24 protein-coding genes and 1 tRNA gene are annotated in these 25839 nt (G+C 54.8%); 12 read left to right on the top strand and 13 right to left on the bottom strand.

Translation table 11 applies throughout. From position 1 onward, the window contains the following. Nucleotides 1-123: 123 nt before the first annotated feature. A complete protein-coding gene (gene fabB / locus AC2CGP_RS06800) occupies nt 124-1344 on the bottom strand; it encodes a beta-ketoacyl-ACP synthase I (protein ID WP_015706178.1) in 1221 nt (406 codons plus the stop codon). Nucleotides 1345-1502: 158 nt separating this feature from the next. Here fabB and mnmC point away from each other — a divergent pair, with 158 nt between their 5' ends. Further along, complete coding sequence (mnmC, locus tag AC2CGP_RS06805; RefSeq protein WP_126028387.1) at nt 1503-3491, top strand: bifunctional tRNA (5-methylaminomethyl-2-thiouridine)(34)-methyltransferase MnmC2/FAD-dependent 5-carboxymethylaminomethyl-2-thiouridine(34) oxidoreductase MnmC1; 1989 nt, start codon at nt 1503-1505, stop codon at nt 3489-3491. A 110-nt stretch (nt 3492-3601) separates the two neighbouring features. On the opposite strand, the gene AC2CGP_RS06810 is transcribed toward mnmC, so the two are convergent. From AC2CGP_RS06810 to prmB, 6 genes are read right to left on the bottom strand one after another with little or no spacing between them, the layout of a single operon-like run. Next, nucleotides 3602-3883 carry a YfcL family protein gene (locus AC2CGP_RS06810; RefSeq protein WP_015365545.1) on the bottom strand — a complete coding sequence of 94 codons (282 nt, stop codon included), beginning with the start codon at nt 3881-3883 and terminating at the stop codon, nt 3602-3604. A 32-nt stretch (nt 3884-3915) separates the two neighbouring features. Beyond that, nucleotides 3916-4464 carry an elongation factor P hydroxylase gene (locus AC2CGP_RS06815; RefSeq protein WP_032708825.1) on the bottom strand — a complete coding sequence of 183 codons (549 nt, stop codon included), beginning with the start codon at nt 4462-4464 and terminating at the stop codon, nt 3916-3918. After that, nucleotides 4464-5273, bottom strand: coding sequence for a sulfite exporter TauE/SafE family protein (locus AC2CGP_RS06820; RefSeq protein ID WP_015365543.1), 810 nt, complete (start codon nt 5271-5273; stop codon nt 4464-4466). The genes AC2CGP_RS06815 and AC2CGP_RS06820 overlap by 1 nt, the downstream gene beginning before the upstream one ends. Next, nucleotides 5273-6097: a penicillin-insensitive murein endopeptidase gene (mepA, locus tag AC2CGP_RS06825; RefSeq protein ID WP_015706180.1), complete on the bottom strand. Its 825-nt coding sequence runs from the start codon at nt 6095-6097 to the stop codon at nt 5273-5275. The genes AC2CGP_RS06820 and mepA overlap by 1 nt, the downstream gene beginning before the upstream one ends. A 3-nt stretch (nt 6098-6100) precedes the next feature. Then, a complete protein-coding gene (gene aroC, locus AC2CGP_RS06830; protein WP_015365541.1) occupies nt 6101-7186 on the bottom strand; it encodes a chorismate synthase in 1086 nt (361 codons plus the stop codon). A 41-nt stretch (nt 7187-7227) separates the two neighbouring features. Then, the gene (prmB, locus tag AC2CGP_RS06835; protein ID WP_026612250.1) at nt 7228-8160 is read right to left on the bottom strand and encodes a 50S ribosomal protein L3 N(5)-glutamine methyltransferase; all 933 of its coding nucleotides are present in this window, start codon (nt 8158-8160) and stop codon (nt 7228-7230) included. A gap of 166 nt (nt 8161-8326) precedes the next feature. On the opposite strand from prmB, the gene smrB reads away from it, so the two are divergent. Next, nucleotides 8327-8878 (top strand): endonuclease SmrB, encoded by a 552-nt coding sequence (gene smrB, locus AC2CGP_RS06840; protein ID WP_015365539.1) that lies wholly within the window; start codon nt 8327-8329, stop codon nt 8876-8878. Between the two features lie 25 nt (nt 8879-8903). On the opposite strand, the gene sixA is transcribed toward smrB, so the two are convergent. The 4 genes from sixA to AC2CGP_RS06860 form a co-directional block, all read right to left on the bottom strand. Continuing rightward, nucleotides 8904-9389 (bottom strand): phosphohistidine phosphatase SixA, encoded by a 486-nt coding sequence (sixA, locus tag AC2CGP_RS06845; protein WP_015365538.1) that lies wholly within the window; start codon nt 9387-9389, stop codon nt 8904-8906. 210 nt (nt 9390-9599) lie between these two features. Beyond that, nucleotides 9600-11744: a fatty acid oxidation complex subunit alpha FadJ gene (gene fadJ / locus AC2CGP_RS06850; protein WP_063443131.1), complete on the bottom strand. Its 2145-nt coding sequence runs from the start codon at nt 11742-11744 to the stop codon at nt 9600-9602. Continuing rightward, on the bottom strand, nt 11744-13054 hold the full coding sequence (gene fadI / locus AC2CGP_RS06855) for an acetyl-CoA C-acyltransferase FadI (RefSeq protein WP_020078224.1): 1311 nt from the start codon (nt 13052-13054) through the stop codon (nt 11744-11746). The genes fadJ and fadI overlap by 1 nt, the downstream gene beginning before the upstream one ends. 159 nt (nt 13055-13213) lie before the next feature. Next, complete coding sequence (locus AC2CGP_RS06860; protein WP_015706185.1) at nt 13214-13498, bottom strand: YfcZ/YiiS family protein; 285 nt, start codon at nt 13496-13498, stop codon at nt 13214-13216. A 371-nt stretch (nt 13499-13869) separates the two neighbouring features. Between AC2CGP_RS06860 and fadL the strand changes: the two genes are divergently transcribed. Then, nucleotides 13870-15192 (top strand): long-chain fatty acid transporter FadL, encoded by a 1323-nt coding sequence (gene fadL, locus AC2CGP_RS06865; protein WP_047038236.1) that lies wholly within the window; start codon nt 13870-13872, stop codon nt 15190-15192. Between the two features lie 65 nt (nt 15193-15257). Here the strand turns inward: fadL and mlaA are convergent, their stop codons facing one another. After that, the gene (gene mlaA / locus AC2CGP_RS06870; RefSeq protein ID WP_015365533.1) at nt 15258-16019 is read right to left on the bottom strand and encodes a phospholipid-binding lipoprotein MlaA; all 762 of its coding nucleotides are present in this window, start codon (nt 16017-16019) and stop codon (nt 15258-15260) included. 247 nt (nt 16020-16266) lie between these two features. On the opposite strand from mlaA, the gene AC2CGP_RS06875 reads away from it, so the two are divergent. The 8 genes from AC2CGP_RS06875 to ypdK all read left to right on the top strand — a co-directional run bounded on the left by AC2CGP_RS06875 (nt 16267) and on the right by ypdK (nt 22476). Next, nucleotides 16267-17178, top strand: coding sequence for a formate/nitrite transporter family protein (locus AC2CGP_RS06875; protein WP_048231128.1), 912 nt, complete (start codon nt 16267-16269; stop codon nt 17176-17178). Nucleotides 17179-17252: 74 nt separating this feature from the next. Continuing rightward, nucleotides 17253-17327 (top strand) — tRNA-Arg (locus AC2CGP_RS06880). 169 nt (nt 17328-17496) lie between these two features. After that, nucleotides 17497-17988: a WbuC family cupin fold metalloprotein gene (locus tag AC2CGP_RS06885; RefSeq protein WP_015365531.1), complete on the top strand. Its 492-nt coding sequence runs from the start codon at nt 17497-17499 to the stop codon at nt 17986-17988. Nucleotides 17989-18337: 349 nt separating this feature from the next. After that, a complete protein-coding gene (locus AC2CGP_RS06890) occupies nt 18338-19201 on the top strand; it encodes a hypothetical protein (protein WP_020078221.1) in 864 nt (287 codons plus the stop codon). Nucleotides 19202-19424: 223 nt separating this feature from the next. After that, nucleotides 19425-20228 (top strand): MipA/OmpV family protein, encoded by an 804-nt coding sequence (locus AC2CGP_RS06895; protein WP_225623203.1) that lies wholly within the window; start codon nt 19425-19427, stop codon nt 20226-20228. Nucleotides 20229-20386: 158 nt separating this feature from the next. Continuing rightward, nucleotides 20387-20842: a nucleoside deaminase gene (locus tag AC2CGP_RS06900; RefSeq protein WP_110915832.1), complete on the top strand. Its 456-nt coding sequence runs from the start codon at nt 20387-20389 to the stop codon at nt 20840-20842. Further along, the gene (locus AC2CGP_RS06905; RefSeq protein WP_110915831.1) at nt 20842-22038 is read left to right on the top strand and encodes a cyanate transporter; all 1197 of its coding nucleotides are present in this window, start codon (nt 20842-20844) and stop codon (nt 22036-22038) included. The genes AC2CGP_RS06900 and AC2CGP_RS06905 overlap by 1 nt, the downstream gene beginning before the upstream one ends. Before the next feature lie 366 nt (nt 22039-22404). Then, nucleotides 22405-22476, top strand: a complete 72-nt coding sequence (gene ypdK / locus AC2CGP_RS06910) for a membrane protein YpdK (RefSeq protein ID WP_077777854.1) — start codon at nt 22405-22407, stop codon at nt 22474-22476. A 44-nt stretch (nt 22477-22520) separates the two neighbouring features. Here the strand turns inward: ypdK and alaC are convergent, their stop codons facing one another. Then, nucleotides 22521-23759: an alanine transaminase gene (gene alaC / locus AC2CGP_RS06915; RefSeq protein WP_020078217.1), complete on the bottom strand. Its 1239-nt coding sequence runs from the start codon at nt 23757-23759 to the stop codon at nt 22521-22523. Between the two features lie 381 nt (nt 23760-24140). Between alaC and AC2CGP_RS06920 the strand changes: the two genes are divergently transcribed. After that, a complete protein-coding gene (locus tag AC2CGP_RS06920; protein WP_013878148.1) occupies nt 24141-25838 on the top strand; it encodes a sensor histidine kinase in 1698 nt (565 codons plus the stop codon). Nucleotide 25839: the final 1 nt, after the last annotated feature.

Consider the following 25839-nt stretch of genomic DNA (forward strand, 5'->3'; position numbering starts at 1 on the left):
TTGCAGAGCAAGGCGAGAAGATGAGATGGGAATGATGGCGAGCAATTTGCCTGCACTCGCCAGGCGCTGTCAAGACGTCAAAAAAGGGGAGCCTTGGGCTCCCCTGGTACTGACTCTAACCAATTAAGCGTTGTATTTACGCATAACCAGGGTCGCGTTGGTGCCGCCGAAGCCGAAGCTGTTGGACATCACGGTGGTCAACTGAGCATCGGTCGGTTTGGTGACGATGTTAAGGCCGGCAGCCTGCTCGTCCATCTCTTCGATGTTGATGCTTGGCGCGATAAAACCGTGCTCCAGCATCAGCAGAGAGTAGATGGCTTCCTGTACGCCTGCGGCGCCCAGAGAGTGGCCGGTCATCGCTTTGGTGGCGGAGATAGCCGGGCTGTTGTCACCGAAGACTTCGCGGATAGCGCCCAGCTCTTTCACGTCGCCTACCGGAGTAGAAGTGCCGTGGGAGTTCAGGTAGTCGATCGGAGTATCAACGCCGTGCATCGCCATCTGCATGCAGCGCACTGCGCCTTCGCCAGATGGAGCAACCATGTCCGCGCCATCGGAAGTCGCGCCGTAACCGACGATTTCCGCATAGATATGCGCGCCGCGCGCCAGCGCGTGTTCCAGCTCTTCCACCACGACCATGCCGCCGCCGCCCGCGATAACGAAACCGTCGCGGTTCGCATCATAGGTACGGGACGCTTTGTCCGGAGAATCGTTGTATTTGGTGGACAGCGCGCCCATGGCGTCGAATTCGCAAGCCATTTCCCAGCACAGCTCTTCGCCGCCGCCGGCAAAGACGATGTCCTGTTTGCCCAGCTGAATCTGTTCTACCGCGTTACCGATGCAGTGTGCGGAAGTGGCGCAAGCGGAGCTGATAGAGTAGTTGACGCCGTGGATTTTAAACGGCGTGGCGAGGCAGGCAGATACGCCGGAAGCCATCGCTTTAGTCACAACGTATGGGCCCACGGCTTTCAGACCACGCGGACTACGCATGGCATCGGCGCCGAAGACCTGGAATTTCGGGGATCCGCCGCCGGAACCTGCAATCAGGCCGACACGCGGGTTGTTCTGGTATGCTTCCGGCGCCAGACCGGCGTCGGCTACCGCCTGCTCCATGGACAGATAAGCATAGATAGATGCATCGCTCATAAAGCGAACTACTTTGCGGTCAATGAGGCCCGTGGTATCCAGTTTGACGTTGCCCCACACGTGGCTACGCATTCCTGAATCCTTCAGCTCCTGAGAGAAAGTGATCCCTGAACGTCCTTCACGCAGAGATGCCAGGACTTCCTGCTGGTTATTACCGATGCTGGAAACGATGCCCAAGCCAGTAATCACTGCACGTTTCATTCAATACCTCTGTAAGTCGCACTATTTTAAGTTTCGAGTCGCACAATAGCGTACACTTGTACGCCGAACAAGTCCGATCAGCCATTTTGTGTATAAATTTGCGCCTTCTGGCACACATCGTTAAGATCGCGCTACGCCTTGTGATTCGAGTAACTTACGTGAAACAAAACGCCATACAACCCGCCAACCTGGAATTCAACGCTGAGGGTACACCTGTTTCCCGAGATTTTGACGACGTTTATTTTTCTAATGACAACGGTCTGGAAGAGACGCGCTACGTTTTTCTCAACGGCAACCGGCTTGATAGCCGTTTTCCAACCCACCCGCGCCCGCTGTTTATCGTCGCGGAGAGCGGCTTCGGCACCGGGCTCAATTTCCTGACGCTGTGGCAGGCGTTTGCTGTTTTTCGTCGCGATAATCCGCAGGCTACGCTGCAAAGATTACATTTCATCAGTTTTGAAAAATTTCCCCTGAAGGCCGACGACCTGCGCCTGGCGCACCAGCACTGGCCGGAACTGGCGCCATGGGCTGAACAGCTACAGGCGCAGTGGCCATTGCCAATCGCGGGCTGCCACCGCCTGCTGCTCGACGATGGCCGCGTCACGCTGGATTTATGGTTTGGCGATATCAACACGCTCACCGACCAGCTTGACGATTCACTCAACCGCCAGGTCGACGCCTGGTTCCTCGACGGCTTCGCGCCGGCGAAAAACCCGGATATGTGGACGCCGGGGCTGTTTTCCGCCATGGCACGTCTGGCCCGCCCCGGCGGCACGCTGGCGACCTTCACCTCCGCTGGCTTCGTTCGCCGCGGGCTGCAGGAGGCCGGCTTTAGCATGCAAAAACGCAAAGGCTTTGGTCGCAAGCGCGAAATGCTAATCGGTGAATTGACCGCCGACGTTCCGACATTCGCGCGGACGCCATGGTTTGCCCGCAGCGGTAGTCAATCGCGCGAAGCGGCGGTGATCGGCGGCGGTATCGCCAGCGCCCTGCTCTCGCTGGCGCTGCTGCGTCGCGGCTGGCAGGTGACGTTGTACTGCGCTGACGATGCGCCCGCCAGCGGCGCATCCGGCAATCGTCAGGGCGCGCTGTATCCGCTATTAAGCCAGCACGACCCTTCGCTGGCGCGCTTTTTCCCGGCGGCGTTTACTTTCGCGCGCCGCCTCTACGACGCCCTGCCAGTGGAATTTGATCATCAATGGTGCGGCGTAACCCAACTCGCCTGGGATGAAAAAAGCACGCAGAAAATCGCCCAAATGCTGGCTTCAGATTTACCGGCGGAGATCGCCTGCGCGGTGACGGCGGAGCAGGTTGCTGAACTGACCGGCGTTGATACCGGCTGCGGCGGTATCACCTATCCGGCCGGCGGCTGGCTGTGCCCGCAGCAGTTGACGGCAGAATTACTGGCGCTGGCGGCGACGCAGGGACTACGCAGCCACTACGGTTATCCCGTCGAAACGCTCAGCGCGGAGGGCGACGGCTGGTTGCTCAATCAGCAGCATCGTCATCAGGCGGTAGTACTGGCGAACGGACATCGCCTGACTGATTTTGCCCAGACCAGGCAGTTACCGGCTTATCCGGTCGGCGGCCAGGTCAGCCATATACCCACCACGCCGGGGCTTTCTGCCCTGCGCCAGGTGTTATGCTATGACGGCTATCTGACGCCACAAAACCCCGAGAATCAGCAACACTGTATCGGCGCCAGCTATCATCGCGGCAAGACGGATACCGATTTCAGCGCCGAAGATCAGTGGCAGAATCGCCAGCGCCTGATTGATTGTTTCCCGCAGGCGGCATGGGCAAAAGAGGTGGATGTTAGCGGCAACGAAGCCCGCTGCGGCGTACGCTGCGCCACCCGCGACCACCTGCCGATGGTGGGCAACGTTCCGGATTATGAGAAAACGTTGACGCAGTACGCCACGCTTCACCAACAGCAGGAAAATGTCGGCAGTGCGCCGGTCTATCACAATCTGTTTATGCTCGCGGCATTGGGATCTCGTGGGTTGTGCACCGCGCCATTGAGCGCCGAACTGCTGGCCGCGCAGATGAGTGAAGAACCGCTACCGCTGGATAGCGAAACCCTCGCGGCGCTGAATCCGAATCGGCTGTGGGTGAGAAAACTGCTGAAGGGAAAAGCGGTAAAATAACGCCGACTTGCGCCTTATCCCGACCTGGGTTTAGTCGCCCCGGTAGGCGCAGCGCGACCGGGGAGAGTTTCCGGATGTGGGCTAACGCCTCATCCGGATGACACCATTTATCAGGCCTGATTTTTCGCCTGCTGGTACAGGTTATTCCACATCCCTTGCACCAGAATCTGATCCGGCGGCGACAGTTCGCCCGCGCTGATGGCCTTTTCCAGGCTGCTGGCGACTTTATCATTAATCGCCTGCGCCGTATGTTCCCCTTCCCCTTCCAGCTCAGCCACCGCCAGCGTCAGGTGGCCGCGCAGATAACCGCCAGCAAACAGTTCGTCATCACTGGCGTGGTCTACCATATCGTCAATTAACGCCAGAATGCGTGATTCAAACTCCGCGATCATCGTCTTTCCTCTTTCATTTGTAGAACGTGGCTTTAGTGCAGGTCTTCCGGCCACGGAAATTGTTCTGCCGTCAGCGGCGGCGTTTGATAATACTGTTGCAGCGCGCGAATAAAGCGTGCCGGTCGCTCAGGGATCCCTTGCTCCAGATAGGTCATCACCTGGGCATGTACGCGCCGTTGAAAGGCGATGCGGTCAGGCTCAAAGTCGCCTTCGAGGTTGTCACAGCTGACGTTAAACGGAAATCCCGCCGCCGTGCAGAACAACCAGTCAAAAGCCTGTGGCTTGACCTCGACGTCTTCGAACTTGCTTTGCGTCATCGCATCGCGGCCGTCCGGGCAGTACCAGTAACCAAAATCTACCTGCTCGCGCCGCGCCTTGCCGGCGATACACCAGTGGGAAATTTCGTGCAGCGCGCTGGCGTAAAAGCCGTGAGCAAACACGATCCGGTTGTATGGCACTTCGCTATCTGCAGGAAGATAGATCGGTTCGTCGTCGCCTTTAATCAGACGGGTATTAAAATCATCGGCAAAGCAGCCGTCGAAGATCTCGACCAACTGCTGATAATGGTGTTGCTGTTGCATTAGTGAATTCCCAACCACTGCAAAATCTCAGCCCCGTGGCTGTCGTAAAGAAGTTTAGCGCTCATCACCGCGGAGACGATGACGATCATCGGCCGAATCAGCGACTGCCCTTTACTCAGCACCAGCCGCGAACCGGCGCGAGCGCCGATAAACTGCCCGGCCATCATCACAAAACCGGTGGCCCAAATCACTTTGCCGCCAATGATAAATAGCAGCAGGCCGCCAATATTGGAGGTGGCGTTTAGCAGTTTGGCGTGAGCGGTGGATTTCGCGAGATTAAACCCGGCGAGCGTCACAAAGGCCAGCGCATAAAAAGAACCGGCGCCGGGGCCAAAAAAACCGTCGTAGAAACCCACGCTGCCGCCAGCGACCAGCGCGAACGGCAAACCATACAGGCGACGCTGACGATCGGATTCGCCAAGCTTAGGCATCAGCAAAAAGTACAGCCCAATGCCGATCACCAGCAGCGGCAGGATTTGCTTCAAAATATCGGACTGCACGTGCTGCACCAGCAGCGCCCCCGCCGTCGAGCCGATAAACGTCATCAGAATATTGAGTTTCTGATCGGCAAGATTTACCACCTTGCGACGGATAAAGTAGAGCGTCGCGGAAATGGAACCGCCGCACGCCTGTAGCTTATTGGTCGCCAATGCCTGAGCGGGCGGCATACCTGCCGCCATCAACGCCGGGACGGTTAACAACCCGCCGCCGCCAGCTAAGGAATCAATAAATCCGGCCAGAATCGCGACGAAAAAGAGCGCCACCAAAACCATTGGCGACACCATAAACAGTTCGACAAAACTATCCATTAGAGAAGATGCTCATCCAGTAGCGCCTGGCAGGAAGGCGGCAGCGGAGGCGGCGTCTTCTTCACAGGTGGGGTTGACCCAGGTTTAGGCGGTTCAAACCAGCTTTGCAGCTCGGCTCCGCAGCCATCGCCAGCCGGCGGCGGCGCTTGATCTTCGCACTCAAGGCTGCCCGCCGGGCAGCGCAGGCGCACATGCATGTGGGCGCGATGCTGGAACCACGGGCGAACTTTGCGTAGCCATTGGCGATCGTTACCAGCATCGAGGCACAATTGCTGTTTGATAGCCGGGTTGACGAAAATACGCGTTACATCGTTATCTTCCGCCGCCATTTTAATCAGGTTGCTGATTTGCGGGCTCCACAGTGACGGCACCACCCGCTTGCCATCACGGGCGACTAAATCCAGCGCCTGTGGTTTCAGCAGTTGCGCGGAGGTCCAGCGGGTCTGCGGCAATTGCAGGAAAATATCAACATCCAGACCCGACTGATGGCTAGCGTGGCCGCCGTTAAAGCGCCCGCCGGCAGGCATGCCCATATCGCCAATCAGCACCGTCCCCATACCTTTATTGTGCGCCTGCAAACTCAGCCGCTGAATAAACTGCACGAGATCCGGATGGCCGAAATAGCGACGCTGATCGGTACGCATCACCTGGTAATCAGGGGAGTTCAACGGTAGCGGCTGGGCGCCGACGATGCAGCCATTGGCAAACGCGCCAATAGACTGGGCGCTGCCGCTAATCGGCTGGGATATTTTCTGCCACGGCGTCGCCGCCAGGCTGGCGGTGCTGGCCAAAAGCGCCAGCAGTGCGATAACGGTATTTTTCATCGGTTACCAGCGTGGAATTGATGTTGTCACGTCGCCATTCTGCGCGCGTTGACGCATAAAGTGATCCATTAACACGATAGCCAGCATGGCCTCGGCGATCGGAACCGCGCGAATGCCGACGCACGGATCGTGACGCCCTTTGGTGATCATTTCGACTTCTTCGCCGAAGCGGTTAATCGTATGACCGGGAACGGTAATACTGGAGGTTGGCTTCAGCGCGATGTTAGCAACAATTTGCTGGCCGCTGCTGATACCGCCAAGAATGCCGCCGGCGTGGTTACTCTGGAAACCGGCTTTGGTGATTTCGTCGCGGTTTTCGCTGCCGCGCAGTTTGACCACCTCAAAACCATCACCGATTTCTACCCCTTTCACCGCGTTGATGCTCATCAGCGCGTGGGCGATATCGGCATCCAGGCGATCGAACACCGGCTCGCCGAGGCCCGGAGGAACGCCGTCAGCCACGACGGTCACTTTCGCGCCAATAGAGTCGCCCTCTTTTTTCAGGCCGCGCATCAGTTCATCCAGCGCGTCGATTTTATCCGGATCCGGGCAGAAGAACGGGTTCTGCTCAACCTGATCCCAGTCTTTGATGGCCAACGGAATATCGCCCATCTGCGTCAGGCAGCCGCGGATCACAATACCAAATTTAGCCGCGAGGAATTTTTTGGCAATCGCCCCGGCCGCCACGCGCATCGCGGTTTCACGCGCAGACGAACGGCCGCCGCCGCGATAGTCGCGCAGGCCGTATTTCTGCTCGTAGGTGTAATCCGCATGACCCGGGCGGAACAGATCTTTAATCGCGCCGTAGTCCTGGGAACGCTGATCGGTGTTTTCAATCAACAGGCCAATACTGGTGCCGGTGGTCACGCCTTCGAAGACGCCGGAAAGGATTTTCACCTGGTCCGGTTCGCGGCGCTGGGTGGTGTAACGCGATGTCCCAGGGCGACGGCGATCCAGATCGTGCTGCAGGTCAGCTTCGGTCAGCGGAATGCCTGGCGGCACCCCGTCGACGATGCAACCCAGCGCCAGGCCGTGCGATTCGCCGAAGGTGGTGACGCGAAAGAGTTGTCCAATTGTATTTCCTGCCATCACGGCTCCATTCTTTTCGTTATGTTTGCGTGTTGTTTTTTTTAGTCTTTATAAATGCCGAAATGCGCACGCGCGTCAATGAGCTGCTGTTTAGTCAGCATAAAGACGCCATCACCGCCGTTATCAAACTCAAGCCAGGTGAACGGCACGTCCGGGTACTGCTCCATCAGATGTACCATGCTGTTACCGACTTCACAAATCAGAATACCGTCGTCGTTGAGGTAATCCGGCGCGCAGCCAAGAATGCGGCGCGTCAGCTTCAGGCCATCGCTACCGGAAGCCAGACCCAGAACCGGCTCATGCTCATATTCATCAGGCAGATCGGCCATATCTTCTTCATCAACGTACGGCGGATTGGTCACGATCAGATCGTACTGCAGCTTCGGCAGATCGCGGAACAGATCGGAACGGATCGGGGTAACCTGGTTAATCAGGCCATGTTCTTCAACGTTATGTTCGGCAACGGCCAGTGCGTCCGGGGAGATATCGACAGCGTCGACTTCGGCTTCCGGGAAGGCATAGGCGCAGGCGATGGCAATACAGGCGCTACCGGTACACATATCGAGAATATGCTGCGGTTTGTGGTTTATCAGCCCGGCGAACTGGTTATTGATCAGTTCGCCAATCGGCGAGCGCGGTACCAGCACGCGCTCATCAACATAGAATTCATGGCCGCAGAACCATGCTTTGTTGGTCAGGTAAGCGACGGGAATGCGTTCGTTGACGCGGCGAATCACGCGCTCGACGATACGATGTTTTTCGCTGGAGGTCAGGCGCGCGGTGCGCATATCTTCCGGTATATCTAACGGCAGGTACAGCGAGGGTAATACCAGCTGTACGGCCTCATCCCACGGGTTATCGGTGCCATGACCGTACCAGATGTTGGCGGCGCTAAAACGACTTACCGCCCAACGCAGCATGTCCTGAATGGTCTGCAGCTCATTGACCGCTTCATCAACAAAAATTTTATCCACGCAATCCTCCAGGGCACGCTCTGCTATAAATTCGGCGGCTAGTTTGCCACGATGGCGGCGATAAATCAGCATTCTTGCGCAGCCGGAGTGGGGAAAAATAGGTTTTCCTTGCCTGAAGCGCGGGCGAGTCGGGTAAACTAACGAAAAGAAATAGTGAGATTGGGCAATGAAAAAGAAAACACCACTAAGCGCGGAGGATCAGGCGCTGTTCCGCCAGCTAATGACCGGCACCCGGCAAATTAAACAGGACACTATCGTACACCGCCCGCAGCGCAAGAAGCTCAGCGAGGTTCCGCCTAAGCGATTGCTGCAGGAACAGGTGGATAACAGCCACTATTTTTCCGACGAATTTCAGCCGTTGCTCAATACGGAAGGCGCGATGAAGTACGTGCGCGCGGATGTCAGCCATTTTGAGCTGAAAAAGCTGCGCCGCGGCGACTATTCGCCGGAGCTGTTTCTCGATTTGCATGGCCTGACCCAGATGCAGGCAAAACAAGAATTGGGCGCGCTGATTGCCGCCTGCCGCCGCGAACATATCTTCTGCGCCTGCGTGATGCACGGACACGGCAAACACATCCTCAAGCAGCAAACGCCGCTGTGGCTGGCGCAACATCCGCATATTATGGCGTTCCATCAGGCACCAAAAGAGTACGGCGGCGATGCCGCGCTATTGGTACTGATTGAAGTTGAAGAGTGGTTGCCGCCGGAGCTTCCGTAAGCGGAAGCTCCGAGGGTGGAAAGCCTTAGATGGCTTTCGCCATTCTCAAATTGCAGGGGCTCATCTGCCAGTTGAATTCGCCCTTGCCGTCGGCGTCGAGGGTGACGCAGGCAATCGCTGAGGTAGTAAACATCGGGGGCGTTTCCCCCGGGCACAGCTCTGAGACGAGGTACCCCACCAACGGCAGGTGTGAAACGACCAGCGCCGTTTTCACGCCCTCATTCGCCAGCGCCTGAAGATAAGCGCTAACCATCCCTACATCGCCGCACGGCGTGAGTTCCGGCATCACGTCGACATCTTTCGGCAGGTTCATGCACTCCCCTACTACGTCGAGAGTTTGCTCTGCACGCAGGTAAGGGCTGACAAGCACCCGCTCAATATCCACTTTTTGACCTTTCAGCCAGGTTGCCATCTGACGAGATTCGTCACAACCGCAAACGGTTAAGGGACGAACGGAGTCACTGGCTGCATCGAGGGCAGCGTCGCCGTGACGCATGATAAAAACTTGCATATTGCACCGCTTTTGTTAACCAGAATCACCGCAACTCGCTCTGCGTAAACAATACGCAGGCGACCCGGTGGCCGGGCATTGTGCCTGATCCATCCAACGAATGAAACGCTGTTTTTTACCTCAATGGCGTAAGTATAGTCAATATTTGTTTACAAAACCGCCAATCAACAGCGCCAGTCCACGTTGGATTTACCTTCTTTTGACCATAACTTAGGTCGTCCGTTCACCAGTGGGCCAAAAGGTCGCCCTCTGCTCGGCCATGCGCAATAAGGTGTCGCACGGAGAAAAACGAGGGCCGTACTGTGCGGCCAGACGCTGCAAGATTGCGGCGACTTCACCCGCGCCGAGGCTATCCATATAGCGGAACGGGCCGCCGAGAAACGGCGGAAAACCTATACCAAAGACGGCGCCAATATCGCCATCACGCGCGCTACGTACGATCTGTTCATCAAAACAGCGCGCCGCCTCGTTGAGCATCATCATCACGCAGCGTTCAGCGACCTGCTGAGCAGACAAACGCGCCTGCGGGCTAGCCACTGCCAATAATGGGTAAATAGCCGGGTCAGCCCGTTTTTTGCTTTTACGCCTTTTTGTCTCATAAAGATAGAAACCGCGATTATTTTTTCTGCCTTTGCGATCGTCCTTCAAAATCGCGTCAATGATGTTTGCAGGCGGGCTAAAACGTTCACCAAAAGCGGTCTCCAGTACCGGGATAATCTTAGTGCCGGTATCAATGCCGACTTCATCCAGCAACTGAATAGGTCCAACCGGGAAACCAAATTTAACCAACGCATTATCAATATGTTCAACCGGCTCGCCCTCCAGCAGCAGGCGCATGGCTTCATTGATATAGGGCGCCAGAATACGGTTAACATAAAAACCGGCACGGTCGGCAACCACGATCGGCGTTTTGCCCTGCAGCTTCGCCAGCTTCACCACCGTGGCGATGGTTTGCTCATCGGTCGTTGCATGCGGGATAACCTCAACCAGCGGCATTTTTTCGACCGGGCTGAAAAAGTGCAGACCAATTACCTTCTCTGGCCGCGCGGCCTGAGCGGCGATCTCGCCGATCGGTAGCGATGAAGTATTAGAAGCAAAGATCGTCTGCGGCCCGCAGCATTGTTCGATCTCGCCAACCATCCGCTGCTTCAGCGCCAGATCCTCAAACACCGCTTCGATGACCACATCGCGATGGGCAAAGCCATGATAATCCGTAGCGCCGGAAATCAGCGCCAGCTGACGATCGCGTTCACTGGCGCGCAGATAGCGGCGACGCACCTGCTTATCCAGCAGATCCCAACTGTACTTGAGCGCATGATTGATGCCTTTCGCCTGAATGTCTTTTATGCGTACCGGCAGACCGCCTTTACAGGCGGTGACGTAAGCAATACCGCCCCCCATTAAGCCGCCGCCGAGTACAGCAATGCTATTCAGCGCAGCGGGGTCAGCTTCGGCGCCACGATCTTTTTTCAGATCGGTGCTGGCAAAGAAAATAGAACGTAACGCTTGCGATTGCGGCGTCATCGCCAGTTCGCCAAACGCTCGCGCCTCTTCGGCGTAACCGCTGCTGCAGCCGTGCGCCAGTCCGTTTTCTATCACCTGTAAAATACGTTCTGCCGCCGGGTAATTACCCTGCGTTTTTTGCCGGGTCTTTTTCGCCACCATGCGGAACAGCAGCTGACGCCCCAGAGGCCCGGCAAGTACCCGTTCGCGCACCGGTACAGTTCGGCTCGCCGGCCGGCCCTGTAGCGCCAGCTCAACCGCGGTCCGCAGCAATATTGATTGCGGGACAACATCGTCCACCAGCCCGGCTTTCAACGCCTGACGCGGACGCAATTGTTTACCGGTGAGGATCATTTCAAGCGCCGTACTGACGCCAATCAGCCGCGGCAGACGTTGAGTGCCGCCGGAGCCCGGTAGCAACCCCAGTTGCACTTCCGGCAATCCCAACCGCGTTTTATCATCGTCGCTACAGACACGCCCATGACAGGCCAGCGCCAGCTCCAGGCCGCCGCCAAGGCAGGCGCCGTGAATGGCGGCAATCACCGGGATAGAAAGCGCGTGGATCTCGGACATGATCTGCTGGCCCTGGCGCGCCAGCGCTTCGGCTTCTGCTGCGCTGGTACAACGAGCAATCATGTTGATATCCGCGCCGGCGATAAAGTTGTCGGGTTTAGCGGAGATAAATACGGCGCCGCGCAGCGCCTTATTTTCGCGGAGCTGGCGGATAATCGTCCGCACCTCGCCGCCGAACTCGGCTTTCAGGGTATTCATCTTTTCGCCGGGCGCGTCGATGGTAATAACGGCGATGTTATCCGGGCGAATTTCAAGCGTAAAAGCTGTTGCCGCTTCCATTATTCGGCCTCCAGAACCATAGCGGAACCTAAACCCCCCGCCGCGCAGGCGGTAACCAGACCAAATCCGCCGCCGCGGCGCCGGAGTTCATGCAACGTCTGGGTAATCATGCGCGCGCCGGTCGCCGCAAAAGGGTGTCCGTAGGCGATAGAGCCGCCCAGCACGTTGAACTTGCTGGCATCGACTTCCCCGGTTGCCTGTGAACGGCCCAGCACTTCCCGGGCGAAACGATTACTGGCTAAACATTGTAGATTCGCCAGCGTCTGCGCGGCGAAAGCTTCATGCATATCAATCAACGTGAGGTCTGCAAGGGTAATTCCCGCCCTATCCAACGCCAGCGGCGTCGCCCACGCCGGCCCCAGCAACATATCCTGCCAGACATCAATAGCGGTGAAAGCATAGCTACGCAGGTAGCCCAGCGGCGTTAACCCCAACTCTTTGGCCCGGGATTCGGTCATCATGATCACCGCGGCGGCGCCGTCGGTGAGCGGCGTACTGTTTGCCGCCGTGACGCTACCGTGTTTACGATCGAACGCCGGACGTAACTTTTGGTAATCCGCCAGGGTTGAATTCTTACGAATATTGTTGTCCTGCTCCAGCGGCTCGCGATAAGGCGGTACATAGGCCGTCATCACTTCACTGGCCAGTTTGCCCTCTTCCCAGGCGCGGGCGGCAAGCTGGTGTGAACGCAGCGCCAGCGCGTCCTGATCTTCACGGCTAATGCCCCAGGTTTTCGCCATCTGCTCAGCGGTGTCGCCCATCCGCAGGCCGGTGGAGTATTCCGCGACAGCAGGCGGCACCGGTAAAAGATCGCGCAGGCGCAGGCGGGAAAAGAGTTTTAGCCGTTGGCCAAGGGTGCGCGCTTTATTGGCATCCACCAGGGTGCGGGCCAGTTTTTTACTCACGCCGATGGGGAGAACGGAGGAGGAATCAGCGCCGCCGGCGATGCCCGCGCGGATCGTGCCGGCCATCAGGCTTTCGGCAATATTAGCTACCGCCTGGAAACTGGTGGCGCAGGCGCGGCTGACACTATAGGCGTCGGTATGTACATTCATGCCGGTACCGAGCACGATTTCACGAGCAATATTCGGCGCTTCCGGCATCTGTACAACCTGGCCGAAGACCAGTTGTTCAATCACTTCCGGGGGAATTTCACTGCGCGCCAGCATTTCGCCGACGACCATTTTACCCAGATCAACGGCCGGAACGCCGTGATACGCCGTCGCCTGACGGGCAAATGGGGTACGTAAACCGCTGACAATGGCAATGCGATCGCCCTGGCGGGTGATAAGCGGTAATGCCTGACTCATAACTCTCCCCTGTTAACCGATAAAACCAAGTGGTCTGACCTGATAACTAGTCTTAACTAATTTTTTACATTAAGCCAATCGGGGAAGAGAAAAAGTGGGAGCCAAAACACATTGAATAGAAAAGATAACGCCTCAAGAAAGAGGCGTTAAGAGAGAGGATTAACGTAACCCCAGCTGGAAGATCAGCGATTCCGCTTCGCAGCTAAAAACAAAATCGATATTCAACTGCACGCCGCCATCAACGTCGGTGAACGTCGAGTTAATTTTGCACGGTTCAGATTCCACATTGCGGGCTTTTTCGCTCAGCGCGGCGAGGGTTGCTTCCGCTTCAGCGCGGTTTGCAAACACGCGGCTGTAGGAGGCGGTGCAGTCGGTGTTGTCCACAATGGTGCCAACATCCATACAGCAGCAAACCGGGGTTTCATCAGCGCTACATTTACTCATCGTAGATTTCCTCTGTATATGCACCTTCGGTGCCAGACAAATAATGCGCCTATTTTACGCCCGCCCTCGTCCCCCCTCCAGTTGTTAATGGCAGGAAAACGCTTAAGTGACAGAAATCACACTTAAAAATGATCCAAAACAAAAATGCCCCAAATTGGGTATGACGAAGCAGGGCAATTTTGCCAGCTGGATCGCGTTTCTGTTATCACACTTGAAAAATCTTATAAACAAACTTGCAACAACTCATCTGGTCAGACCTATACTCAGGCCACTGGTCTGATTTCTCTGTTGTAAAGCAGACCCTACACTTCGCGCTTCTGTTACGGCATGTAACATAGTTTAAATAAAAATAACTCAATGAGGTTATGGGCATGAGCCAGAAAACCCGCTTTACCCAATCTGCCCTTGCAGTGGCTGTAGCACTTGTTTCAACCCAAGCCTGGTCCGCAGGATTCCAGTTAAATGAATTCTCCGCTTCCGGCCTTGGTCGTGCCTATTCCGGTGAAGGGGCAATCGCTGACGATGCGGGCAACGCCAGCCGTAACCCCGCGTTAATCATGATGTTTGACCGCCCGATGATGTCGGCAGGCGCCGTCTTCGTCGACCCGGACGTTAATGTTTCTGGTACTTCGCCGACCGGTAAAAGTCTGAATGCAGACAATATTGCCCCAACGGCATGGGTACCAAACCTCCACTTTGTTTCGCCAATTAACGATCAGTTTGGTTGGGGCGCATCTATCACCTCTAACTACGGTCTCGCGACTGAATTTGCTGATAACTATGCTGCCGGCAGTATGGGCGGCACAACCGATCTCACCACCGTTAACTTCAATTTAAGCGGCGCCTATCGCCTGAACAGCAACTGGAGCTTTGGTTTAGGTTTTGACGCGGTGTACGCGAAAGCGAAAATCGAACGCTACGCAGGTGATTTAGGACAAATCGTTGCCGGTTCCGGTAAACTGCCGCCAGCGCTGGCGGGCAGGGTCAGCCAGATCCCTGCCGACACTCAGATTGCGCATTTGAACGGCAACGAATGGGGTTTCGGCTGGAACGCCGGTATCCTGTATGAGCTGGATAAGAACAACCGCTATGGTTTCACCTACCGCTCGGAAGTTAAAATCGACTTTGATGGCAACTATAAGAGCGATCTGCCGTCCGCGTATAACCAGATCCTCGGCAACTTCGGTTTACCGGCCGGTACCGATGGCCGTACCACTAACGGCTCGCTGACCCTCAACTTGCCAGAGATGTGGGAACTGTCGGGTTATAACCGCGTCGCGCCGCAGTGGGCAGTTCACTATAGCCTGACCTACACCAGTTGGAGCCAGTTCCAGGAGCTGAAGGCCACCGGTAGCAATGGCCAGACGCTGTTCTATAAAGATGAAGGCTTTAAAGATGCTTACCGCATCGCGCTGGGTACCACCTATTACTATGACGATAACTGGACCTTCCGTACCGGTATCGCCTTCGATGATAGCCCGATTCCGGCTGGCACCCGCTCCATCTCTATCCCGGATCAGGATCGCCTGTGGCTGAGCGCCGGTACCACCTACGCGTTCAATAAAGATGCTTCAGTGGATGTTGGTGTCTCTTACATGCACGGTCAGCACGTGGAAATTAAAGAAGGTCCTTACACCTTCCGTTCTGAAGGTACCGCCTGGCTGTACGGCGCGAACTTCAACTACCGCTTCTGATAAGCCAACGGTATAAAAAAGGGTGAACATCATGTTCACCCTTTTTCTTTTCTGACCCGCGTGGATTACTGCGAATCGATATCTTTCAGCTCATCCTGAATCGCCTGCGCGTTCGGATTATCGGCCGGCGTCAGCTTACCGCCGTTGGCGATAAAGTCGTGCCGCTGGAAGTAGGCTTCACGCATCAGGATGTATGGATCGGAAGACTGGCGCAGCAGGCCGTCGGAATCCAGCAGCTGAGCGCGCGTTTCAATCCCTTCGACCGCCCATTTACCGATGGACATCGGCCAGGTCAGCCAGGAGAGTACCGGATACAAGCCATCGGCCATGTCGCCGCCCTCATCACGCAGGGTGAAACTACCATAGAACGGCAGCTGTACGTACGGGCCGTAGCCCACGCCGTAGTGGCCCAGCGTGCTACCAAAGCGATGCGGTTCAACGCGCTGCAGCTGCGGGTTCGCCATACCTGCGACGTCGATTAAGCCGCCCATCCCGAGAATAGTGTTAAGGAAGAAGCGTGTGAAATGCACCATGCCTTTATAGGGATCGCCCTGCAGGAAGGAGTTGACCATTACCGCCGGTTCTTCAAGGTTGCTGGTGAAGTTGCTTAAACCATTACGCGCCGGTTGCGGCACATAATCACGCCAGGCGACGGCGACGGGACGCAGTACATAAGGATCAACCACATTAAAGTTGAAGTTGAACATGGTACGGTTAAACCCTTCAAGCGGATCTGAACGCCCCTGCGGCCGATCGTCAGTGCTGGAACTGGCACATCCCACCAGCAATGTGGCGCCAAGCGCAAGCGCCGACAGGCGATAATTCATAGGTGTCTCCCTGTTAATTCTGACTATCGCTGGAGGCATCCGGGACGGCGCCCCCATTAGCATTTTATCGTTGGGTAGCTGCTTTCAGCATAGCCTTCTTTGGCATAATTGTTGCTCCCCGATTCTATACATATTTTGCAATATTCGTATTGCTATTCTTGCCATTGCGCTGAATTTAGGAGCATATCCTGTGCCGCCGCGCTGATTTATCTCTACGCTTAGTAACAAATACAAAGGGAGAGCAGCCATGACCCGACAAAATACCCCCGCCAGTATGCATGATAGCGATGAACGAGAAGTTGAAAGCGAAGAGAAGCAACATGGCGAGAAAATAGAAGTAGATGAAGAGCGTCTGCCTTCGCAGGCAATGGCTACCCATGAGGTGATTCGCCAGGAGGGTGAAAAGGAGCTCGAGCGCGATGCCATGGCGCTACTATGGTCAGCAATTGCCGCCGGTTTGTCGATTAGCGCCTCGCTGGTAGCCAAGGGGATTTTTCATGTTCACCTTGGCGCCCTGCCCGGCGGTTATCTGCTGGAGAATTTGGGATACACCTTCGGCTTTATTATTGTCATTCTCGCCCGCCAGCAGCTGTTTACGGAAAATACCGTCACCGCCGTGCTGCCGATTATGCATAAACCCAGCGCCGGTAATATTGCATTATTGCTGCGCCTGTGGGGTGTGGTGTTATTAGGTAATTTATTGGGTGGGGCTATCGCCGCCTGGGCGTTTAATATCATGCCGATTTTCGATGACGCCACTCGTGAGGCGTTTCAAAGCATCAGCCAGAAAGTCATGGAAAACACGCCGACCGAAATGTTTGCCAACGCGATTATTTCCGGCTGGCTGGTGGCGACAATGGTCTGGATGTTCCCGGCCGCCGGCTCGGCGAAAGTCATCGTCATCATCCTGATGACCTGGCTGATTGCGCTGGCGGACACCACGCATATCGTCGTCGGCAGTGTGGAAATTTTCTATCTGATTTTCAGCGGCGCCCTGCCCTGGCAGGAGTTCATCTGGCCCTTCGCGCTGCCGACGCTCGCCGGCAACATCTGCGGCGGCACCTTTATCTTCGCCCTGCTAAGCCACGCCCAGATTCGCAACGACATGACCCAGGAACAGAAAGCCAAAGCGAAGGCCGAAGCAGATAAAAAGGGCTAAACGGCTGCAAATTAAGCAATTAATCGCAATGCGCTTAACGGGCGGCGGAAAAAACGCTATAATCCCGCCGCCTTGTCCCCTTAGTTAAATGGATATAACGAGCCCCTCCTAAGGGCTAGTTGCAGGTTCGATTCCTGCAGGGGACACCATATCACCTTCTCCTGGCGTCTACCGAATTCAATAACCCCTTTATAATCAGCAATAAACCATCTACTTTAGCTAAGCTTTATCTGTAAGTATTCCAGTAAAAGGCCCGATCGTTAGTCGTAGATAGCGGCGAAAGCCTTCGTTTATCAGTTTTTCAAGCAGGCGGTTTAGATGAAACAATTCACCATCAGTGATATGCAGCAACAGAGCGCAGCCGCGGCGGCCGCTCCCCGCCTACGGGCGCATCGTAACTTCCATCCGGAACTCAGCGATCCGGTACAGCGTCTGGCCATTGCCATGGAGCCGGGAACCTACATTCGCCCTCACCGTCATCCTCATACTTTTGAGCTGCTGCTGCCGTTAAGCGGCCGTTTTGTAGTACTGAACTTCGATGAACAAGGCACCGTGACCCACCGCGTGGTATTAGGAGAAGAGTGCACGGCGCTGGAAATGGCGGCCGGCACCTGGCATGCGGTACTGTCGCTGGATCACGGCGGTATCATCTTTGAAGTCAAGCACGGAGGCTATCAGCCGGTAGCCGAACAGGATTCCGCGCCATGGGCGCCAGCCGAAGGCGCGCCAGGCACCGAGGAATTAATGGCGTGGTATGCCACGGCCCAGGTGGGGGATGGCGGTTTTACTCTTCAGAAGAGTGCTCGCTAATTTGAGCCTGCGATGATTACTGCAAAAAAGGCGCTGCGGCGTCTTTTTTATTTATATCATCTATAATTAATATAGAGTATATCCATCACCAGAATAAAGCACCACGGCTCACCCCATTTTTATCGTTAATTAAGCAATATTCTATACCTTATTAAGAAAAAGATATTATAATCGATTATGGTAGGTGTTTTAACTGCCGCCATCTGTCACATAAAGATTCTTCATTGTGGATTTATATTTCACTGCTGAATAATTTTTTATGGAAAGGATAGTGTAGTCGAACAACAACGCTGGCGCTCTGTTCATCAGGAACGCAGATTATTAAAAACATTTACATATAATTATCGCCATGAATAAGATAGAAAGAAACATTTGGAAGTTGAACAATCTCCCACCACTGGAGTATTGCTCTATCGCTCGTGCGCAAAAACTCCTGCAGTGCGAACTGGAAGATTTACTTCACTGGCACGATATCGGCGCTATCAGCCTGTGCCTGAAACTGAAAAAGAATCGCGGCACGCTCAATAGCGCCCTGACCCGGAATCAGGGGGTTGGCGACTCATCATACGGCTACGGCGGTTTTGATGACATTACCAAAGCCAACAAGCCCTGGTCTCAGCACTCTAAAATAAACAACATCATCACCCTGAATGAAAATGTGTCGGTCATTGATGCCGATCACGACAGCGCCATCGCCAAAATTAAACTCAACGTTTCTGTTTCTGGTTTATGGCACACTCATTCAAGAAATTTAATGGATGTGCTGGAGAATCCGGATAACATTCAACAAGAAGATACGCTGAGCATTATCTCCCCGGCTAAAAACGTCATCTACTGCAATTTCATTCCTGATAATGATGATAAGCCGACGATTGAGCTTAACAAGCTGTATATTACCAGCAAAGAAATTGAGAAAATTTACGAGCACACCATCAGCAGTCGTCCGCTAGAGTATTCTGAGGCCGCGATGAATTCATATAATGAAAAAACCATTAATGAGCCATCAACACCGCCACAAAATAAGCTATTACTCGAATTCATTAATTATATTATTCAATCCAACCCGGCTTTTAATCGCGATTTACTGAATGCGACAGAAAGCAGTAAACAGCTCGCCTTTAAATCCATTATGGAAAAGTTAAAAAAAGAAGGCATCGTCACCAACGAAAATCATTCGATGGCTTCACTCTCTGAACTGATTCTCAGTTCATAATACTCACTTTTGTGCGGATTATTCACACGAATAATCCGCCATTGTCCATAGTGATAGTACCGATACCGCCACACTTTACTTTCTCGATCAAAAGCAAAGCAAAAAAAAGTACGATAAAAAACAAAAAAAATTCCCCAACACGTGCTCTATCGTCTATATATCTTCTGGTGTTTATCACAGACGATTCACATTCACTTCATCATTTCACGCCAACTATGAGCTCATGCTGAAACTATCCCGATGCCCTGTAGTCGTTCTCGGTACCCTTGCTTTGTATTGTGGTTCCACTCGCGCTGAGGTCGACCTCGGCTCGATCGACATTTTTTCTGCTGATAACCCGAATAGCCCGGTGCCGAAAGGTTGGGTTCTCGGCGGCGCCGCGATTAGCGGTACCGCGCGCTACCAAAAGCAGGACAACGAAACCCACTTTATTCCCGGCGGATTATATTTTGGCGACCAGTTAATCTATCTGGGCGACCGCGCCCGCTACTATTTTCATCTTGATGACACTATCGCGCTATACGGCTACGGACGCTGGCGTTTCGGTAATTTAGATCCCGACGACGATGCGGCTTTTAGGGGGATGAACGAACGTAAAGGCGAACTGGAAGGCGGTATTGGCGCCACATGGATCACACCATACGCGCTGATAAGCGCGCGCATCAGTTCAGATATCAGCGGCCGCAGCAACGGCCAGGAGCTGCTGCTATGGGCTGATTTTCCAATCATCAAAGACAATCTGCTGGTGATGCCGGGGATGGGCCTGATGGTACGTAGTCATAATATGGCGAACTACTATTTTGGCGGCATATCAGCAAGCGAGGCGACGCCCGAGCGTCCCCAATGGGATACCGGCACGACGGTATCACCAATGGTCGCCATCATTACCAGCTACCGCTTCAGCCCCCACTGGGTCGGAATGATAGCGGCAAACTACGAACGCTATGATGATGATATTGCCAATAGTCCCATTGTCCAGCACAGCGGCGAACTGTATGGCATCCTCGGCGTCGGATATACCTGGTAGAACATCAGGGCATTTCCTCAATCCATAAGTTAATCTGATTAACGCAATTATAAATAAGTCTTTTAGCTTATGGCGTAAGCTCGCTACCCTGTTGCAGGATTCAATCTCCAGCCTGCCGCCGATTAAGTTCTTCTACCCGACTTTTACAGGAGCCGCTCATGCCTACTCATGATAACCATCTTCAGCGCGCCATTACGCTTGCCGCCGCTAATGTTGAAAACGGCGGCCGCCCGTTCGGCGCCGTCATCGTACGCCACGGCGAAGTCATTGCCGAAGCGGTGAATACCTTGCACCAGAGCGGCGATCCTACCGCACACGCTGAACTCAACGCCATCCGCGACGTTTCTCTACGTCTGGGCAATCAGGTATTGCGCGAATGCGTGGTTTACGCCAGCGGACAACCCTGCCCGATGTGTCTGAGCGCGATGTATTTAACCGGCGTGCGCGAAGTCTATTTTGCCAACAGCAATCAGGATGGCGAGCGTTTCAATCTCTCAACCGCCGCTATCTACCAACAATTGCAGCAGTCGGTGGACAACCAATCACTCCCCATTCACCACTGCCCACAACCCGAAGGGCTGGCCTTGTATCAGCGCTGGGCGGATAAAGCGTAATGAGCCAGACACAACGCAAAACGCTGACGCTATTTGTGCTGGTACTGATCGGCATTAATATGCGCCCGCTACTGACCTCGATAGGTCCATTACTGCCGCAACTGCAGCACGCAACAGGCATGAGCTTTACCCTGGTTTCACTACTGACCGCCCTTCCGGTCATCGCGATGGGGGTGCTGGCGCTAGCCGGAGGCTGGGTTAACCGCCACGTTAGTGAAAACCGCAGTATCGCGTTAAGTCTGCTGGCGATAGGCATTGGCGCAATCCTGCGTGAGCTGGCGCCGCAAAGCGGCCTGCTGCTTAGCAGCGCGCTGCTCGGCGGGATTGGCATCGGCGTGATTCAGGCGATTATACCCAGCGTCATTAAGCGTCTCTTTCATCACCGCACGCCGCAGGTGATGGGGTTATGGTCGGCGGCGCTGATGGGCGGGGGCGGCCTTGGCGCTGCGATCACCCCCTGGCTTGCGCAGCATAGCGCGCTCTGGCACCACGCGCTGGCGTGGTGGGCGCTACCGGCTCTGGCTGCGATCATTGGCTGGTTGCCGCTCTGCAAAATGTTACCCGCCGCGCCGGTTGCCGCATCGGCGCAAGTCGCGCCGGCGGTCTTTCGCCACCACCGCGCCTGGACGCTTGGCCTTTATTTCGGGCTGATCAATGGCGGCTACGCCAGCCTGATTGCCTGGTTACCACCCTATTATATGCAGCTTGGCCACAGCGCCCAGTTTAGCGGCACGCTTCTGGCGTTGATGACCGTCGGCCAAACCGCCGGCGCGCTGGTGCTGCCGATGCTCGCTCGCCACGAAGATCGACGTAAGCTGCTGATGCTGGCGCTGGCGCTGCAGTTGATCGGGTTCTGCGGTTTCATCTGGTGGCCACAACAATGGCCGCTGATGTGGGCTGTGAGTTGCGGCGTAGGACTAGGCGGCGCATTTCCGCTTTGTCTGGTGCTGGCGCTGGACCATTCGCCGCAGCCAGCCGTCGCCGCTCGGCTGGTGGCGTTTATGCAGGGCATCGGTTTTATTATCGCCGGGTTATCGCCATGGCTTTCTGGGCTGCTGCGCAGCCTGAGCGGAAACTACCAGCTGGACTGGGAATTCCACGCCATTTGCGTGTTCATCTTAATGGCGCTTACCTTACGCTTTGTGCCCGCACGTTATCCGCATCAGTGGCGCGCGCCGACGACAACCGCCCGCTAACCTCATCGCTCCAGGGTGCAGAAGATGATTTCTGCACCTCCCCGCCAATAGAAAAAATCCCAAAATCAAATAACTACGAAATGTCCGGGTATTGCTTTAAATCACCGTCGCCGTAATTGAATTTATTACCGAATGAAATTAATGTGTCGCCTATTCACGACAGTCGTAAGTAACTAAAAATTAATAAAAAAATGGATCTTGTTTCCACCATTTTTTAAGCGTACATTAGCGCCATCTGGAGCAAATAGCGCACAGAATTTCGGACTGCCGCAGCCGCCAGAATAGTCTGGTTTTATCTGCGACAGTCCCACAACGGTTAAAGTTAAATTCATTTAGGCGTTTCGCCGAAATGCGGAGTGACATGTCGTGAAATACTTTTTGATGGGAATTTCTTTTATGGTCATCGTTTGGGCCGGTACTTTCGCCCTGATGATTTAACCTGCTATGCAGCAAAGAAATGGGAGCCGGGCGGCTCCCATTTTTTATTCGTGGTGTTCAGTCACCGTTTTACTGGCCGCCGGTAGCAGTCCATCGGCGCGGAACATGGATTTGATGCCACGGATAGCCTGACGGATACGATCGCGGTTTTCGATCAACGCGAAACGCACGTGAGTATCGCCGTAGTCGCCAAAGCCGATTCCCGGCGAGACGCACACTTTAGCCTCCTGCAGCAGCTTTTTGGCGAATTCCAGCGATCCCATTGCCGCATATGGCTGCGGAATTTTGGCCCACACGTACATCGACGCTTTCGGGCACTCAACCATCCAGCCTGCCTCATGTAGCCCTTTCACCAGCACATCACGACGACGTTTATATTGTTCCGCAATATCGCGCACGCATTGCTGATCGCCTTCCAGTGCGGCGATCGCCGCCACCTGTAGCGGTGTAAAGGTCCCGTAGTCATGATAACTTTTGATGCGGGCCAACGCGTTAACCAGCGTTTTATTCCCCACCATAAAGCCGATACGCCAGCCGGCCATGTTGTAGCTTTTTGACAGGGTGAAGAATTCGACCGCCACATCGCGCGCGCCGGGCACCTGCATAATCGACGGCGCTTTCCAGCCATCATAGACGATATCAGCGTAGGCCAGATCGTGCACCACCAGCACGTCATAGCGTTTCGCCAGCGCCACCACCTTCTCAAAGAAATCGAGCTCGACGCACTGCGCGGTAGGGTTCGAGGGGAAGCCCAGAATCATCATTTTTGGCTTCGGATAACTCTCGCGGATCGCGCGTTCCAGTTCATTGAAGAAATCTACGCCTTCCACCAGCGGGACTGAACGGACCTGCGCCCCGGCGATAACCGCGCCGTAAATATGAATCGGATAGCTGGGGTTTGGCACCAGCACCGTATCGCCATGATCGAGCGTCGCCAGCATCAGATGCGCCAGTCCCTCTTTCGAACCAATCGTCACGATGGCTTCTGATTCCGGGTCGATATCGACGTCATAACGTTCCTGATACCAACGTGAAATCGCGCGGCGCAGACGAGGAATACCGCGAGAAGTAGAGTAACCGTGGGTATCCGGACGCTGGACGACGGTACACAGTTTTTCAACAATATGCGGCGGCGTGGCGCCATCCGGGTTGCCCATACTGAAATCGATAATATCTTCGCCGCGCCGACGCGCAGCCATCTTCAGTTCGGCAGTGATGTTAAAAACATACGGAGGGAGACGATCGATACGCGTAAAACGGCGTTCAGGACTGAATTCAGCCATAGATTCCTCAGATTAACGTTAGCGCCCGGACCGTCCGAGCGACGCGGCCACCGATGTGGCACGTTTAGAAAATAACCTGAAAAAAAACACGCTGTCGAGAGGGTTGATAAAAAATATTCGCCCACGCGTAAAACGGGTCATCACGCCTCAGTATGCGGCTGAACGTGTTCCCGAAACGAATGTAACGTAAATAAACAATCAACATATTGATATCATTTATAATACTCAAATGTATCATCGTTACTCATAAACGGCCTGATAGCTGGAGTGAGCGACTTATCCCCTTTAATTTTTAAGCCTGTTCCCCATTTATCTCTGCTGCTAGCCTTCTGGCGTGAGGTTTTCTATCATATTGCTTTCCCGCGAATCCTGGGCGCATCCATGCACGATATATTTAATATGCTGCTGGCGGTTTTTGACCGCGCGGCATTAATGCTCATTTGCCTCTTTTTTCTTATCCGCTTACGCCTGTTCCGCGAACTGCTGCATAAATCGGCGCATACGCCTCGCGAGCTGCTGGCGGTCACCGCCATTTTCTCCATGTTTGCGCTGTTCAGCACCTGGTCCGGCGTTCCGGTAGAGGGTTCGCTGGTCAACGTACGGATTATCGCGGTGATGTCCGGCGGGATCCTGTTTGGGCCGTGGGTCGGCGCGATTGTCGGCGTGATTGCCGGGGTACACCGCTATCTCATTGATATTGATGGTGTAACGGCCATCCCCTGCTTTATCACCAGCATTGTCGCCGGGCTACTTTCCGGGCTTATTAATCGCAAAATTCCGAAAGCCCAGCGCTGGAAGGTGGGGATTCTGGCCGGGATGCTGTGCGAAACGCTAACCATGATCCTCGTGGTGCTGTGGGCGCCGACGCTGGCGCTGGGGATCGATATTGTCTCCAAAATCGGTATTCCGATGATCCTTGGCAGCATCTGCATCGGTTTTATTGTGCTGCTGGTCCAGAGCGTGGAAGGCGAGAAAGAAGCCAGCGCGGCGCGCCAGGCAAAACTGGCGTTGGATATCGCCAACAAAACGCTGCCGCTGTTCCGCCATGTTAACAGCGAATCGCTGCGTCAGGTTTGCGATATTATTCGCCGGGACATCAATGCCGATGCGGTCGCGATTACCACCACTGACCGGGTGCTGGCCTATGTTGGTTACGGGGAAAATAACTATAACGATCGCAACAACGATATCAGCCCAACCACTCGTCAAGCCATTGAAAGCGACACCATCATCATTAAAAACAACGATGAAGCCTACAGAACGCCGGAGATCCACTCCATGCTGGTCATTCCGCTACGTGAGAAAGGTGTGGTGACCGGCACGTTGAAAATTTACTACTGCCATGCGCATCGTATTACCTCCTCACTGCAGGAGATGGCGATCGGCCTGTCGCAAATTATCTCCACTCAGCTTGAAGTCTCGCGGGCCGAACAACTACGAGAAATGGCCAATAAAGCGGAACTACGCGCCCTGCAGAGTAAAATTAATCCCCATTTTCTGTTTAATGCGCTTAACGCCATCTCCTCTTCCATCCGCATGAATCCGGATACCGCGCGACAGTTGATTTTCAATTTGTCGCGCTATTTACGCTATAACATTGAGTTAAAAGATGACGAGCAGATCGACATCAAGCGCGAGCTGTACCAAATTAAGGATTATATTGCGATCGAGCAGGCGCGATTCGGCGACAAGCTGACGGTGATTTATGATATTGACGAGGACGTCAGCTGCGTCATCCCCAGCCTGCTCATTCAGCCGCTGGTTGAAAACGCCATCGTCCACGGTATTCAACCCTGTCGGGGTAAGGGCGTGGTGACTATCGCCATCAACGAATGCGGAAACCGGGTGCGCATTAGCGTACGGGATACCGGTAACGGTATTGACCCGGCGGTGGTAGCCCGCGTCGAAGCCGACGAGATGCCGGGCAATAAAATTGGTCTGTTGAATGTTCATCATCGGGTGAAACTGCTCTACGGCGAAGGGCTGCATATCCGCCGCTTGACGCCGGGAACGGAGATTGCGTTCTACGTCCCCAACCAGCACGCCCCGGCGAGTGAACCGGTGTCGCTGTTGCCATGAG

This window comes from Klebsiella sp. SYXHC3 (genome assembly GCF_057196925.1).